Below are 16,974 nucleotides of genomic sequence, written 5' to 3'. Positions count from 1 at the left end.
AGCTCAGTTGTTTGTCGGTTGACGCCACAGCCGCACGGCTGCGCCCAAGAGAAGCGCGTAGCCAGCCATGCTGCCGTCGGCGAGTTGTCAGCGCCGGCGCTGTCCCCAACCGGTCCCGGTCAAGGTATCAACCGCACTCGGTAAAAGCGCTTAGGTTCGTTGATATCCGGATCGAGGAATTGGAACTCGCTGTTCGTGGTGGTGAAGTTAGTCAACTCCACCCAGTCCTCAACCAACAGGTTGGTCGTCGCCTCAACGGCGTAACGGCCCGGAGTTCCGCTGACCTGCAACTGGATCTGGTCGCCAGCAGCAAGGGTGATCAAGTCTATCCGGGGCGCTGTCGGCTCGATGACCGCGAGCACGGCATCGGCGCTGGTGACTGTGCCGGCGATGTTGGACACCACTACCGAGTAGCTGCCTGCATCCGCAAGCCGAACACTGGCCAGAGTCAGGGTGGCACTGGTCTCGCCGCTCAAGTCCGTTCCGTTGAACCGCCATTGGTAAGCCGGGGCAGGCGTGCCGGTCGCCACGACGCTAAAGGCCGCATCGCTGCCCAGGTTGACGTTCTGGTCCACCGGCTGGGTGGTGATGGCCGGCGCCACATTGACCGTGAGCACGGCATCAGCGCTGGTGACTGTCCCGGCGATGTTGGAAACCACGACCGAGTAGCTGCCTTCATCGGCAGACTGGGCGTTGGCCACAGTGTAGCTTGCGCCGGTTGCACCGCCGATCGGCGCGCCGTCCTTGCGCCACTGGTAGCTCGGGGCCGGTGTGCCCGTCGCCACCACGCTGAAGACGGCGTCGCTCCCCTGGTTGACGTTCTGGTCCTGCGGCTGCGCCGTCACGGCGGGAGCCACGTTTACCGTTAGCACCGCATCAGCACTCGTGACGGTCCCAGCGACGTTGGACACCTCGACCGAATAGCTGCCTGCATCACTCGGCTGCGCGTTGGCCACCGTGTAACTGGTCCCAACCGCACCACCGATCGGTGTGCCGTTCTTGCGCCATTGATAGCTCGGGGCCGGTGTGCCCGTCCCCACCACGCTGAACACCGCGTCGCTCCCCTGGTTGACGTTCTTGTCCTGCGGCTGCGCCATAATGGCAGGAGCCACGTTCACCGTCAGCACCGCATCGGCACTTGTGACTGTCCCGGCAAGGTTGGTCACAACGACCGAATAGCTGCCGGCGTCGAAAGGCTGCACATTGCTGCGGGTATAGTTGCTGGCGGTTGCGCCGGGGATATCCGCGCCATTGAAGCGCCATTGATAGCTCGGGTCCGGCGTGCCGGAGGCGCTGACCGTGAAGGTGGCATTGCCGCCTTGGTTCACATTCTGGTCCTGCGGCTGTGCGGTAATGATCGGCGCAACATAAACCGGGCCGCCGATGACGGTCAGGACGGCCTCGGAGCTGGCGACGCTGCCAACGGCGTTGTTAACCATCACCGAGTAGGCGCCCGCGTCACCGGACTGCAGGTCGCTGCGCGTATAAGCACTGGCGGTGGCACCCGCGATGTCTGTCCCATTAAACCGCCACTGATAGCTGAGCGGGGCAGTGCCCGCCGCCGTGGCGGTGAACGTTGCCGCATCGCCCGCATCGGCGGTTTGGCTTTGCGGCTGGGCAATGATGATTGGCGCCGAGTCCTGGTTGCCCGAGTAGACCCAGCGCACGGCATCAGCGGCAACCCGCCGGCTGGTTTCCCCTGTATTATTGGCTAACTGAACAAAGCCGCTCGTGCCCGCTGCAAAGGGCCGATCAGAGGCAATCAGTTGCCATGACCCAAATCCGCTTTGCTGGCTGACGATGACATTGGCGGTCCCCCCGTTGTAAGACACCAGGTGCGGTACAGCAGCCGAGCGTCTGTTAGAGCTGAGGGTGGGATACCAGACGTAGACATCGTAGTTCCCTGCGGTGGTGATGGTAGGAGTAAAAGTTGCCGTGGCATTGGCGGTGCCAGTCTTGGTCGAGGCATAACGATAGTTTGCCTGGAAGTCGTCGCTGGCCGTAGATGTAGTCCATGTACCCCCGAATACGGCATTCGTGTTGTCCACGATAAGTTCTGGCACGGTAGAGGTGAAGTTTGCGGTGATAGTCAGACTGGTGGCGAGCGTGACAGTCAAGGGGTTGTCGGTGCCGGTGGCGCCACCAGACCACCCGCTGAAGTTCCACCCCAGGACCGGGGCGGCGACCAGCGTAACCACCGAGTTGCGCTCATAGGTAGCTTGATCCGGGTGCTTGTAAACCGCGCCGCCGGCCGTGGCCGTGGCCGTTAGGGTCAGATTCGTCTCGAGGGGGCCCACATACGTAAACCGCACCGCATCGGCCATGACGACCTTGCCGGGGTAACCAGTGTCATTGGACAGCATCACGTAACCGTTGGTTCCCTGCACGAATGGGATGGCCGTGCCAATGGATACCCAGGTCCCGCCATTCACCACTTGGTTGACTGGAACAGTAACACTGCCGCCGTCATAAACGATGGACCAGGGCGCGTTCGTTGCCCGGTTGGAGCCGGAGGCGTACCAGACGTAAACATCGTAGTAACCCGAGTTGTATATGTAGGGACGGAAAACGGCGTTTGAGAGTCCCCCCACCGCGGTGACTGCAAACCGGTAGTCCGGACCATACTTGCCCGCTGTGGCCGACCCAGTCTCCCAGAGACCGGTGAAGGTCACCGCAGCGTTGGTGTTGTCGAGGATGATGTCAGTAGTGCTGAAGAAGTTCGCGCTGATCAATTTGTTCCCGGTCATGGTGACGGCGAGCGGGTTTTCGGTGCCGCTTGCATCGCCAGACCAGCCGAGGAACTCGGAGCCCGTATCAGGCGTGGCAGTGAGGGTCACGACGTCGTTCGGCGCGTAGCTGGCGTAGTTGGGGTTCTTGCTGACCGTGCCGCCGGCTGTGGCCGTGGCGGTGAGTAAGAAGTGCACCGTCAACACCGCATCGGCGCTGGTTACCGAGCCGGCGGGATTGGTAACGACGACCGAGTAGGAGCCGGCATCCGCAATTTGGACATCGCCGCGGGTGTAAGTGCTGGCGGTGGCCCCGGCAATCGGTGCTGCGTTGTACCGCCATTGGTAGCTGAGCGGCGCGGTCCCACTGGCCGTTACGGTGAAGGTTGCGCCCTGGCCGGCAATAACTGTCTGGCTTGCGGGTTGGCTGGTAATCGCAGGCGGATTCACAACCGTATCCACCGTCAGGATGGCATCGGCACTTGTAACGCTGCCGGCGGTGTTGGTGACGATCACTGAATAGGAGCCGGCGTCCGCAGGTTGTGCGTCGTCAACCGTGTAGGTGCTGGCGGTGGCCCCGGCAATCGGCGCGGCATTGAACCGCCACTGATAGGAAAGCGGCGCAGTGCCGCTGGCGACGACGATGAAAGTGGCACCGGCACCCTGGCTGACTGTCTGACTCTGCGGCTGCGCCGTGATCACGGGCGGCGTAGCCTCTCCGCCCAAAATCAGGTTTACCTCGTACATGTTGCCGGTAACTTGCCCCACGGCGACGACCGCCGTGCCGACGGCATTCGGATAGCCGTTCAGGCTGGCAGTGACGGTGTAGGTGCCGACGGGCAGATCAATGAAGGCATAGAATCCGGTCCCGTCATTTGTCTGCACTCGGCTGACGGGGCCGGAGATCTCCACCCGGGCGCCGTCCGCCCATGCGCCCGTGCCAGCGATTGTGACTGTCCCCATGATATGGCCTTTGGTGGGTGCTGTCTTCCAAGGCATGTCGGGGATGTCGTCCCAGGTGGGGGTGACGCTCGGCACCAGCGAATTGGTGAAGCCGGACCAACTGCCGCTCAGGTAAGGCACTGCATAGGAATAGCCGGCGAACCCTTCGGCGTAATTGCCCGCCGGCGAGGCGTCGCGCGTCATTTGCAGCTCATAAATGGCATTCTCCAACGAGTTGAGGTAGATGCCGGGGCCGACAATCAACTGGCGGTTGAACTTGCGGTCCTTTTCAAAGTTCATCCACTTCGTGTAATCGGTGGGCAGGCTGGCCCAGTTGTAGTAGGTCATCGGCACGGCCAGGTCCAGGATGCCTTCCTGCATCCAGCTATCCCAATCGGAGTAAACATCGTAGTAAGGTCGCGTGGCCTGGAACGCTGCCCGCGTCGAAGCAGTCGGTGAGGGATTCCAGGTGACGAAGGCGCCAGACTGTTTGACCGATGGCCTGGCCTTCTGGATGCGGGCGTACATCTGCCGCACAAACGCGGTGCACTGGTCGCGCCGCCATTGCTTGAACTGCTCGCTGCTGGGAGACGGATCTCCGGTCAGGCCGTAACGCGCATTGTAGCGGGCCACGCTGGTGGGATTGTAGCCTTCCGTGTTAGCCTCGAACCGAATGTAGTCGTAGTGGATGCCATCAATGTGGCCGTCGGTGCCATCCGGCCCGGCAGTCGTCTCGAAATTAACCAGGTCCATATGCGCGTTGACCAGATATTCGAGGCACTTGGGGTGGCCGGGGTCCAAAGCGCCGTCGGCGTTTTCCGAGCCGGTGGTGGAACTCGTCCGGGTAGGCCAGTAATTGTCGAAAGTGGTCAGGCTGCCCGTGGGGGTGTTAGTGTGCTGCGAATAAACCTGGCCCTTGGCGGTCTTGAAGGCGACGGACCAGCAATGCACCTCGATGCGCTTCTTGCCGTAGCTGGTGTCGTGCGCGGCTTTGATCAAGGCCGCCAACGCGTTGAAGTCCGACGGTGAGAGATTCGACATGTAGGGTTCCCCCACGCCGGAGGGATAGCAGACGTCGGCTCGTTTTCGCACCTGAATGATAACCGCGTTGCAGTTGGCCTCGCGAATCGTCCCCGCGGCGGCCGTGCCGGGAACGCCGAGCAAGGCGTCCACCTGGGTTTGGTTGTAGAATCCGCTATGGAAGGCATCAAGCCAGAACGCCCGATACTCAGCCGCACTGGCTGGCCTGGCGGGCATGAACGCGAGGAGAGCAATGAACAGGAGCGCGCCAAACCACGGCATGGGCAGGTGGTTCCGTCTGCATTTTGTAGCATTGCGGGATCGGTTTTGGGAGCCTGATGATGAGTTTGTCATAACTTCCTCTGGCATGTTAGCCGTTGTTTGGTGTGCGCCGTCCATTCCTGCAGAACGGTTTGGCAGGGGCACGTAAGTACGCCCACGGAGGATATCCGACAAGCAGAACGACAAAGCGGCACATTTGCCATTGTAGAATCTCAGTGTTCGAAGTTAAAATCAAGCGTATTCTGGCGCGAATTCTACGGACCTGAATCCTCAGTAAAGGCAAGAGACTGCCTTGCCGGAAATTGGATACAAGCGGGGGTTGCAGCTAGCTGGATGATAGCTTGTCAGTGCGGTCCGACTACGGTGTGTATCCCATGGGGAGCGCTCCCCATGGGATACACACCGTAGCATCACCGTGCCGTCACCGTAGCACCAAGCCAAAGGTGCCGGGGTCCGCGGAGGCTGGAAAAGGCAGACGGGCAGCACCACTGTCCAAAAAAATGGACAGTGCGCGGGTGCCCAACATGATCACTGATGGCGGGGAACCAACCGCCGTGCCCTGCGTTACGGACAAGGCCTCACTGCGGCGCCACGATAGAACTGCTGTAACGTCGTGTTGGTCACCGTGAATCGCCAAATGCCACTCGCGTCGGTGACTGTGTTGGTGCTACCCGGCAACGGCAGCCAACTGGAGGTGGGCAGCGTTACATCCGAGCTGCCGACGACGTAGTACTCCGCCTGCGGCGTGCCCGCAAACGTCAGGGTAAATGTGCCGTCCAGATTCCCAGTGATACTCAGGAGAGAGTTGGTTTGGCTGCAAATCTCGAAGACTTTTACCACCTGGTCCAAGCCGCTGCCGCTGCCAAGGAAGTTGCCGCCGCCCGCATACTCGGCCCGGATGGCGTTGGTGCCTAGCGCCAGCGAGCTCGTGCTGGCCGCCGCCACGCCGCCGGCTAACGCATTGGTGCTGAACGGCGTGCCGCCAGCCAGGAACACCACCTCGCCCGCCGGGGTGCCTGCCCCGGAAGCGACCGTCGCCGTAAAGGTCACATTCGAGCCCGGGCCGGAGGGATTGGCCGAGGAAACCAGCGTGGTCATGGTGGCCGCCCCGGTGATGTTGGCCGTTGCCGTTGGCGCCGTCATGGAGTAGTTGTCCGCATCGGCGCCGGTCAGGCTCAGGCCGGAGATGGTCACGGGCTTGGTGGTGCCGACATTCGCATCAGCAAAGGTTCCCACCGCAGTGCCAGCCAGGGCGACGGCGTCGCCGCTCACCACGCCTGCAAGTCCCGGTGTTCCCGCAAGCGTCGCGACGGTCGTGCCGTCGTACGCCTTGTTCTGTGCCGTCAGGCCCGTCACCGCCAGCGCCTTGGTTGTGATCGTGCCCGTCAGCGTCGGCTGCGTCAGCGTGTAATTGCCGCTGCTGGCGCCGCTGAGCGTCATCGCGGTGGCAACGGTCTTCCCGGCGCCGACATTCTTGTCCGCGAACGTGCCGCCGGTGGCGTTGCCCAGCGTGACGCTGTCGCCGCTTATCACACCGCTCAAGGCTGCCCCAGTGATCGTCGCCGCTGTCGTCCCGTCATACACCTTGCTGGTCACCGCCGCGCCCGCCACCGTCAGCGCCTTGGCCGTGATCGTGCCCGTCAGCGTCGGCTGCGTCAGCGTGTAGTTGCCGCTGTTGGCGCCGCTGAGCGTCATTGCAGTGGCAACCGTCTTGCCGGAGCCGACATTCTTGTCCGCGAACGTGCCGCTGGCGGCGTTGCCCAGCGTCACGGCGTCGCCGCTCACCACACCGCTCAAGGCTGCCCCGGTGATCGTCGCCGCTGTCGTCCCGTCATACACCTTCCCGGCCACCACTGCGCCCGTCACCGTCAGGGCCTTGGCCGTAATCGTGCCGGTTAGCGTCGGCTGCGTCAGCGTGTAATTGCCGCTGTTGGCGCCGCTGAGCGTCATTGCAGTAGCAACCGTCTTGCCGGAGCCGACATTCTTGTTTGCGAAGGTGCCGGTGGTGGCGTTGCCCAGCGTCACGGCGTCGCCGCTCACCACGCCGCTCAAGGCTGCCCCGGTGATCGTCGCCGCTGTCGTCCCGTCATACACCTTGCTGGTCACCGCCGCGCCCGCCACCGTCAGCGCCTTGGCCGTGATCGTGCCCGTCAGCGTCGGCTGCGTCAGCGTGTAATTGCCACTGTTGGCGCCGCTGAGCGTCATCGCAGTGGCAACGGCCTTGCCGGCGCCGACATTCTTGTTCGCGAACGTGCCGCTGGTGGCGTTACCCAGCGTCACGGCGTCGCCGCTGACCACGCCGCTCAAGGCTGCCCCGGTGATCGTCGCCGCCGTCATGCCGTCATACACCTTGGCGGCCACCGCCGCGCCTGTCACCGTCAGGGCTTTCGGGTTGACGACCTGTGACAGAGCGCTCGAGGAGCTGGAACTGAAGGAGCCATCGCCGCCATAGACCGCCGTCAGGGAATGAGGCGATCCGCTGGCCGAGAGGGTGCTGGTGGTAAAGGTGGCCTGGCCGGAGGCGTTGAGGGTCGCCGTGCCCAGGACGGCGGCGCCATCCTTGAAGGTGACGGTTCCGCCCGGCGTGCCTCCGCTGCCGGTGACGGTTGCCGTGAGGGTAACCGCATTGCCATAGACTGAAGGATTAGCCGAGGAGTTAAGGGTGGTGATGGAGGCGGCCGTCAGCGGCGCGACATACGTGAAGCGTACCGCGTCGGCTATGACGACGGTGCTGCCTCCGCCGCTGCTGGCGTTCGTATTGTACACGCGGACGTAGCCGCTGGTTCCCTGGTCAAACGGCAGCGATGCCGCCAGCCGCCACCATTGGCTGCCGTTGATCTTCTGGTTGACGGGGACGTTCGTGCTTCCGCCGGAATGCACAATTTGCCAGGGGGCGTTGGTGGCCCGGTTGCCGCCCGTGACGTACCAGATATAGACATCGTAGTATCCCGCGCCACAGAGGTTGGGCCGATAGGTCACGTTGGAGTTGCCGGTCGTAGACCCCAGCGCGAAGCGGTAGTCGGTTCCATACAAGCCCCCGTAGGCGCCGGTCTGCCAGGCGCCCACGTAGGTGACCTCCGAGTCCGTGTTGTCCAGGATGATATCGCAGGTGACCGTGAAGTTCGCGGTCACCGCCAGGTTGCCGTTCACCACGACTGTGACCGGGTTGGCGGTTCCGCTGGCGTCTCCGGACCATCCGGCAAACTCATAGCTGCCGGAGGGCGTCGCGGTGAGGGTCACCGACGTGCCCGGCGCGTAGCTGGACTGATCGGGGCTCCTGGAAACCGTGCCGCCGGTGGCGGCGGTGGCCGTCAGGGAGAAGTGGACCGTGAGCGTAGCAGCGGAACTGGTGACGGTCCCGTAGTCATTGGACACGACGACCGAGTAGGCGCCGGCGTCGCCGGTTTGCACATTGGGCCGCGTGTAGGAGCTGGCGGTCGCTCCGGAGATGTTCGCGCCATTGAACCGCCACTGGTAACTCAACGGGGTTGTGCCGCTGGCGGCGACGGTGAACGTGGCGTTCTGGCCGGCGATGATGGTCTGGCTTTGGGGGCCGGACGCGATGGACGGCGGCGTGGCCGGAACGCTCACGGCCAGCACGGCGTTGGCGCTGGTGGCGGTGCCGGCGGAGTTGGAAATGAAGACCGAGTAGCTGCCGGCGTCCGTGGTCTGGACATTGGCGCGGGTGTAACTGCTGCCGGTAGCGCCGGAGATGGAAGCGCCGTTGAAGCGCCATTGATAGGAGAGCGGCGCGGTGCCGGTCGCAACGACGCTGAAGGTGGCGCTGGCGCCCTGATCCACGGTCTGGCTGGCCGGGTGGGTGACAATGGCCGGCGGGGTCACGACCGTCTTGGGGACGATCTGCATGGCCAGCAGGCCGTTGTTGGAGCTGAGCGCATAAACCCGGTCGCCGCCAAAGTCCACCGCCCCCGCGCCGGCGTAGCTGTTATCGTTGTCGGTGGCGAAGTTGGTGGCGGTGATGGACACGGGCGCGCCGTTGGTGGTTGTGAGGTCGTAGAGCCGGAAGCTGTTGCCGTCGCCGAACTCGGCGACGTTAACGCCCCCAAGGACATTGAAGCTGGGGTTGACGCCAATGGGCCCAATGCTGGTCGGGAACACAGGGTCCGCGTAATTGCGCGCCGTGGCCGCTGTGCCGGCGGCCAGGCTAAAGGAGGCCTGCCGCAGGTTTTGCGGAGACGGCAGGCCGGCTTTGCACCAGAAGGTGTCGCCGGCGCCGAAGGCGAGGCCGACCCCCACTACGCTGCTGGGGGTGTCGGTCAGGGTGATGGGTTGCGAGGTGAAACTGATGCCGTCAGTTGTCGTGAGCACCGCAAAGCGATTGGTATTGAGCGAGCCGATGATGATCTGCGTATTGGCGCCGGAGCCGCGCACATCAAGCGTATCGCCCCAGCGCAGGTCCAGCCCCTCGCCCGGGTCGCCCGAGTAGGCGACGGTGGGCAGGGTGCCGTAGCTATCGTTGGCCCAGCGGTAGACTGTGAAGTCAACCGTATTGCCGTGCAGCGTCATGTTGCCGGCGTAAACCGCGCCGTCCTCGGCCACCCCCACCATGAGCAGATAATAGGAGGCGGTGTAGCCGCCGGTGACGCCGGTCGTGTTCAAGGTCCACAGGTCGGCGCCGGTGTCGCCGTCGAGCACATAGGCGGTCATGGTGGTGCGCTGCACGATGATGACGCGCCGGGTCAGCGGGTTATAGGCCATGCCCCGCTCGTCGGGCGGCGCACCCGCGACGCTGGTCAGATAGGAGCGCGAGCCGGGGGCCAGGCTCCAGAGCACGGACAAGCCGCCGGCCTGCAGGACGGGGGAGACCGTCAGCGTCGCCACCTGGCTGGTGGCAGCGCCGTAGGCGTTGGTGACGACGACCGTGTATGGTCCGCTTTGGTTCGTGGTGAGGCCGGTGAGAGCCAGGCTTGTTCCCGTTGCCCCGGCGAGGTTCGTGCCATACCAGCGCCACTGGTAAGCGAGCGGAGTGCTGCCGCTGGCAGCCACGGTGAAGATGGCACTGTCGCCCTGGTTAACCGTCTGGCTGATCGGCTGGGTGGTGATGGCGGGCGGCACGGTGACCGTCAAGACCGCGTTGGCGCTGATGGCGCTGCCGGCGGTGTTGGAAACTAGCACGGAATAACTGCCGGCGTCGGTGGCCTGGACATTGGCGCGGGTGTAGCTGCTGGCGGTTGCGCCGGAGATGCTGGCGCCGTTCAGGCGCCATTGATAGGTCAGGGGAGCCGTTCCCGAAGCGACCGCGCTAAAGGTCACGCTCTGCCCCTGGGTAACCGTCTGGCTGATCGGCTGGGTGGTGACGGAGGGCGGCACGATCACCGTCAGCAGCGCATTCAAGCTGGTTGCCGCGCCCATGGAGTTGGACACGACGACCGAATAAGGGCCGGCATCAGCAAGCTGCACGGAGCTGAGAGTGTAGCCGGATGCGGTCGCGCCGGAGATGTTTATCCCATTGAGGCGCCACTGGTAGTAGAGCGGCGTGGAGCCACTGGCCGAGACGGTGAATGTGGCGCTGGCGCCCTCGCCGACCGTCTGGTCCTGGGGCTGGGTGACAATGCTCGGGGCGGTGAGAGGCACATAAACAGTCAGGATGGCGCTGGCGCTGGTGGCGCTGCCCACGGAATTGGCAACCACCACCGTGTAACTCCCGGCGTCGGCGGGCTGGACGTTGGCGCGGGTGTAACTGGATGCGGTCGCGCCCGAGATGTTCGCGCCGTTGAACCGCCACTGGTAAGTGAAGGGCGTGGTGCCCGACGCAGCCACGGTAAAGGTGGCGCTGGTTCCCTGGGTAACCGTCTGGCTCAGCGGCTGGGCGGTGATGGTGGGCGGCACGGTGACCGTCAAAACCGCATTGGCGCTGGTGGCGTTGCCGGCGGCGTTGGCGACCAACACCGAGTAGCTGCCTGTATCGGTTGGCTGCGCGCTGCTCTTTGTGTAGCTGCTGAGCGTCGCGCCGGAGATGTTGGCGCCATTGAACCGCCACTGGTAGGTGAAGGGCGTGGTACCCGAAGCCGCCACCGTGAAGGTGGCGCTGGTTCCCTGGTACACCGTCTGGCTCAGCGGCTGGGTGGTGATGGTGGGCGGCACGATTACGGTCAGCACCGCATTGGCGCTGGTGGCGCTGCCGGCGCCGTTGGCGACAACCACCGAGTAGCTGCCTGCATCAGTCGCCTGCACGCTGCTCTTCGTGTAGCTGCTCAGTGTCGCCCCGGAGATGCTCGCGCCGTTGAACCGCCACTGGTAGCTGAACGGCGTGGTGCCGCTGGCGGCAACCGTGAAGGTGACGCTGCTGCCCTGGTTGACCATTTGGCTCTGCGGCTGGGTGGTGATGGTGGGCGCAGTGCCTACCGCGGCGTTGAGGACCAGGTCGTAGCGGACGACATCCCCGGCGAGCGCGATGGCGGTCACGGTTTGGGAAGTCATGCCAGTCTTGCTGACCGTCGTCGAATGGGCGGTGCCGCTGGCGGTGGCCGGAACCAACGTGGCAATGTAGTAACCGTTGCCGTCGGTCTTGACCGTCGGCCCGCCGGTCACGGTGACGGTGGCGTCGTCCACATAGAGGCCGGTGTTGGCGTCGGTGACGCGGCCCCACACGATGCCTTCGGTCGCCGTGGCCGGGTCGCGCCACGACATGGTGGGGACGGTGGCAGTACTCGTGTTAACGTTGGCGGCGGCATAGGCCCACCAGCCGCCGTCCGTGCTCGAGGCCCCGTAGGAGTAGGTGCAGTAGCCTTTCAGGCCCTTGCTGCGGAGATAGCTGATCTCGCTGGCGATGGTGGCATTGCCGTAGAGATAGGCGCCAATGCCCGAGAATATCTGCCGGTTGAACTGCCAGCAGTTGGCGCATCGGTCCGCCCAGGTGTTGAAGGTGCTGCTGCTGTAGGTTTGTGGAATCGCGGCGTCCACGTACCCGTTTTGCAGCATGCCGGCCCAATCGCAGAAATAGGTGTAGGGGGCCGACCCGGAGAAGGTGCAGGAACTCGGGACCGGGCTGTAGGCGATGGGAGCGATGGTGTGCCGCAGCGGCTGGCGCGGATTGGTCTTGATGGATTGAATCTCGGCCTGAACCCGGGCCATCAGTTCGTTCTTGAAACGGCGGCGATAATTGGACCAGGCGGTCTGGGTGTTGCTGGGCGTGCCGGAATAGCCGGTGTTGATGCGGAACCGGGCCAGGCCGGAGCGCGCATAGCTGGCCTGGCTGTAAGCGGGATAGCCGAACCCCTCGTTGTAGCCCGAGCTATTGAGCTCGTCGTCCCAGTTGATGCCGTCAATCGGGTAGTTGGTGACGAGTTCCTTGACGATGCTGACGATGTAGTCCTGCACGTCTGGCGAGCCCATATCCAAAGAGTAATTGCCGTCCACGAGCTCGGGAGACCCTCCTTCGCTGCTGGCATAAGGCGCGATAAACCACTCCGGGTGCGCGGCCAGGGTTGCGTTGTTGGCGGGGGGCCAGGCAGTCGAGACGCGGTAAGGTCCGCCGCCGCTGCCGCCCAGCCAGGCGTGGACCTGAATGCCGTTGGCGTGCGCTTTCGTGCAGAGGTAAGCCAAGGGATCAAAGCTGGAGGTGACACGCGTGGACCACGGCAGAATAGATGACTTCCAATGGGCGCCATGGGAGGCGTAGCCGTTCCGGTCCATGTACGCCAGCACCTGCACGACGACCGCGTTGTAGCGGCCCGAGACGAGGGTCGAGACCATCGTGTCCACCTCGGCGGCGCTGCTCATGCCGACGTGGAACACATCGGCCCAGGCCGCCCGGAACTCCTCGGCCGCCGATGCCGGGGTCGCACCCCCGGCAAGGGATAACAGCGCGGCCAGCAACAACGCGCCCAAGCCCGTTCTGGGCGGGCGGTGCGGCTGGTGATGCTGAGTGTTGAGGTGGTGAATTTGGGAGTTCACTTTATAGCCCGGTGATAAGTTCGGCATAACGTGTTCTGGCATGTTGAACCGATTGGAGTTGTCAGTCTGCTGCCGCCACAGGAAGTCCAATTGCAAGGGCGCACGGAAACTCGTGCGGAGGATAACCAAAACTAAGGACGACTAGACGGCTCATTCGCGAATCTACTCTATCTGCTTTGCAGCCGGGACTCAAGAGAATTGGTCAGTCGAGCCAACGCTCCAGGAATGTCTGTCACCCGGCAGGACGGCGGTCTGCGACATTCAGGAGGCGGCAGCGTGGCAGCCGATTTTCGTTTGCCGGCGCGGCCGTGCAACTTCGTCTATGGTATCAGGTGCACCCGGTAGAACCGCTGCGCGAGGTTGGGCTCCGTATCCAGGCACTGGAACGTGGCCTCCGTGGTGGTCATGTTGGTCAACTCCACCCAGTCCACCACCGTCAGATTAGTCGTCGCTTCCACGACGTAATGGCCCGGCACCCCGCTAACCTGCAACTGTATCTGGCCCTCGGACGTCAGGCGGATCCCCACTATCTGCGGCGCTGCCGGCTGCGTCACGCTCAACACCGCATCGGCGCTCGTCACCACCCCGGCCATGTTCGACACCACCACCGCATAGCTGCCCGCGTCGGTGGCCTGCGCTTTGGCGCAGAGGTAGGAACTGCCGGTCGCCTCGGCCAGATCCGTGCCATTGAAACGCCACTGGTAGTGCAGCGGCGCCGTGCCCGTAGCCGTGACGGTGAAGGTGGCGTTGCTGCCAGCCGTGACGCTGAGGCTCTGCGGCTGCGCGGTGATCGCCGGGGGCACGTTGACTGTGAGGGTTGCACTGGAACTGGTGACCTGGCCCGCCACGTTGAGCACTTCGACCGTGTAGCTGCCCGCGTCCGCCGGTTGCGCGTTGGCCACGGTGTAACCGGCGTCGGTGGCACCGCCGATGGGCGTGCCGTTCTTGCGCCACTGATAAGCCGGAGCCGGCGTGCCGCTGGCGACCACGCCAAACACCGCGTTGCCACCCTGGTTCACATTTTGACTCTCCGGATGGGTCGTGATTGTCGGGGCGACATGGGGTGGGCCGACGAATGTGAAGCGCACCGCGTCAGCCATGACCACTTTGCCAGCGTAGCCGGTGTCGTTGGACAAGCGCACGTAGCCGTTGGTGCCTTGCACGAACGGCAGCTCGCTCCCAATTAACACCCAAGCCGATCCATTCACCTGCTGGTCAACGGAGACGTTAAGGCTTCCGCCCTCATACACAATGGACCAAGGCGCGTTAGTCGCGCGGTTAACGCCAGTGGTATACCAAATGTAAACATCATAGCGTCCGGGGACGTGGATGTAGGGACGGAAGACTGCGTTGGAGAGGCCGCCCGCAGCCGTAACCGCAAACCGATAATCGTCGCCATACTTGCCGCTGGTCGCGGTGCCGATTTGCCATAGACCGTCGAAGCTCACGGCGGCATTGGTGTTATCGAGGATGATGTCCGTCTCGGAGCTGACGAAGCTTGCGGTGATCGCCTTGTTAGCCGCCATCGTAACTTGAAGCGGGTTGTTGGTGCCGCTGGCGTCGCCGGACCAGCCGGTGAAGGCGTAGCCAGTGTTGGCGCCGGCGGTGAGTGTCACGACGGTGTTGGGCGCGTAGCTGGCCTGATCGGGGCTCTTGCTGACTGTGCCGCCTCCAGTCGCGGTGGCGGTAAGCGAGAAGTGCACCGTCAACACCGCGTCGGCGCTGGTGACAGAGCCAATGATGTTGGTGATCACCACGGAGTAAGAACCCGCGTCCGTAGTCTGGACGTTGCTGCGGGTGTAGGAACTGCCCGTTGCCCCGGCGATCGGCGCAGCGTTATACCGCCACTGATAACTCAGGGCGGCTTTGTTGGTGGCGGTCACGGTAAAGGTTACGCTTTGACCGGCAATAACCGTCTGGCTCTGCGGCTGCGCGGTGATGACAGGCAAGGTAACGTCTGTGTCCACCACGAGCATGGCGTTGGAGCTGAGCAAACTCCCGTAGGGGTTAGTCACCAGCACCGAGTAGTCGCCGGCGTCGGTGGCCTGAACATTGGCCCGGCTGTAACTGCTGGCGGTTGCGCCGCTGATGTCCGCGCCGTTCAGCCGCCACTGGTAAGCCAGCGGGATGCCGCCTGTAGCTACAACGCTAAATGAGGCCGTTCCGCCGAGGATGACCGTCTGGCCTTGCGGCTGCGTGGTGATGCTCGGCGGCGTCCCTGCGCTTGTGGTGGTGGCGTTGGCCTCAGCCGAGTTGGCTGAAGCGCCCAGGTAATTCGTGGCCCACACGACATAATAATAGGTCGTGGCGGGAACCAGACCGGTGTCGCTATAGCTGGTCGCGTTGAGCGGCAGGACCGAAATGTTCGCGTAAGGCCCGCCCGCCGTCGTGCTGCGGGCGACAACATACGCGCTTTCGTTGGTCGCATTGTCCGACCAGGCCAGGTCAATCTGGCTGCTACTGACGGCGCTGGCCGTCAAGCCGCTTGGGGCAGCCGGCACTGACGTGGGCGGCACGAAGACCAGCTTCACCCCGTCGGCAATCGCCACCGCGCCCGACTCGGCGATGCCGTCCGTGACGCGGATGTAACCGGAGTCGCCAGCGGCGAAATTGAACGTGCCCAGCAGGCTCCAGTTGCCGTCGTTGGTCTGCTGGTTGGCATAGACGGTGGTGGAACCGCCGTTGTAGCTGATGGTGTGGGGGACGCTGGCGGAGGCGTCAGCACGATACGGGTGCCATTGGAACACTCTGTAATCGCCGGGCACAATAATGGCGGGCGTGAACTGCACGTAAGCGCTGCCGCTGCCCTGGCTTCGGGTCAGGTAATTCGTGCCAAAGGAATTGGTATCGGTGCCGCTGCCGTTGCCATAAAAAGCGCCGTTGGAAAACGTTCGTACCGAGGTCCAGGAACCGCTGGCGGTTACCCGGGGGCTGTCAATGACGATGTTATTGACAATGCCGGGGAAGCTGCCGCTGATGCCAGCGCCGATGTTGGCAAACTGGCCCACCCCGTGGAGGTCGGTCCGGTAGAAATTGGCGCCCTGGTAGCCGCCAGCGGTGACGCCATTGGGATCGCAGGAAAGGTAATCAATGAACTCCATCACGTTCTTGTCCGGCATAGTCGAAACGCTGTTGCCGAAGCAACTCGAGCCCCCGGGAATGATCTCCCCATAGACATTGTTCACCGGAGCCAGCGGCTTGATCGAATTGGTCCAGTAGATGGTCTGGCCGTTCACCACGGAATAAGTGCCCACCAGCGAATTCTGCCAGCTGGTCCAGTTGGCATCCGTCCAATCAATGCCTCCGCTCGGGGAGCGCTTTACCCCGGTCCAATTAAAGAAGTAGATCTGCGGCATGATCGCGTCGCACCAATAACCGAACTCCTTGTAGGGAAAGGACGAATGATAGGAGATGATCGGGAAAGGCGCATGCGCGAGGAACTTGTTCGGCCAGTTCGTGCGGACGGCGCCGCATAGCGCCCAGGCCAACGCGGGACCGTTGGCGCCGATCCAGGGCTTGTTGCTTTCCCATTCAGCCTCGGCATCCCAGACAAACCCGTCCGCGCCCTCTCTGAACACGTAGTCGGAAATTTCAATTTCTCCGGGAATGTCCCCGCCGTAGGAGCGGTTATACCCGAAGACCTTGATCCCATGACTGTGGGCAATGTTGACGACATTGCTGTTGAATTGAGGGAAGTTGTAGCAGCCGGTAAACAGGTAGTTGCTGGTGGCGGCTTTGATGATGATGTAGCGGACGCCGATGCTCTTGTAGAAGAGCATCAGGCTGTTCTCGTTGGTGACGCTGTTGACGTGACCTCCGAGCCGGTTGGTGGCGTCGGTCATGGTCACAATCCACTCGCCCTTCCCGAGGTTTGCCGGGTCAATCCCGCCATCGCGGATGACACCCCACGCAGGGCTTGCCAGAAGACAGACCAGCAGCCATGCGCCGCACCACATTCCCTTAATGCGGCGCGGGCGCGTGGAGTGGGGCGAGGAATGCTGGATTGGAAATTCCGACCCGCAGCACGTTGGTTCGTTTGACATAACGTCAGTGCGTTGTCCGATTTGTTGTTCTCCAGGGCGGGAAT

At 63.3% G+C, this 16,974-nt stretch carries 3 protein-coding genes; all 3 read right to left on the bottom strand.

Annotated features, from left to right (window positions below; all coding sequences use genetic code 11):
* Positions 1-119: 119 nt before the first annotated feature.
* Positions 120-4,970: an immunoglobulin domain-containing protein gene (locus tag P5205_04785; protein HSA09668.1), complete on the bottom strand. Its 4,851-nt coding sequence runs from the start codon at positions 4,968-4,970 to the stop codon at positions 120-122.
* Positions 4,971-5,534: 564 nt separating this feature from the next.
* Positions 5,535-12,914, bottom strand: coding sequence for a YDG domain-containing protein (locus tag P5205_04780; protein ID HSA09667.1), 7,380 nt, complete (start codon positions 12,912-12,914; stop codon positions 5,535-5,537).
* A 293-nt stretch (positions 12,915-13,207) separates the two neighbouring features.
* The gene (locus P5205_04775; protein ID HSA09666.1) at positions 13,208-16,930 is read right to left on the bottom strand and encodes an immunoglobulin domain-containing protein; all 3,723 of its coding nucleotides are present in this window, start codon (positions 16,928-16,930) and stop codon (positions 13,208-13,210) included.
* Between the last annotated feature and the right edge of the window lie 44 nt (positions 16,931-16,974).

The sequence above is a fragment of the Candidatus Paceibacterota bacterium genome (genome assembly GCA_035452965.1).
In the GTDB taxonomy this organism is placed as follows: Bacteria; Verrucomicrobiota; Verrucomicrobiia; order Limisphaerales; family UBA8199; genus UBA8199.
The sequence above is the reverse complement of the archived record's forward strand: the minus strand, read 5'-3'. Positions and strand labels throughout refer to the sequence as shown.

Excerpts from the sequence above, each read along its gene's own strand:
- P5205_04775 (HSA09666.1), bottom strand. The coding sequence starts at position 16,930 with ATGTCAAACGAACCAACGTGCTGCGGGTCGGAATTTCCAATCCAGCAT.
- P5205_04785 (HSA09668.1), bottom strand. The coding sequence starts at position 4,970 with ATGCCGTGGTTTGGCGCGCTCCTGTTCATTGCTCTCCTCGCGTTCATG.
- P5205_04780 (HSA09667.1), bottom strand. The coding sequence starts at position 12,914 with ATGCCGAACTTATCACCGGGCTATAAAGTGAACTCCCAAATTCACCAC.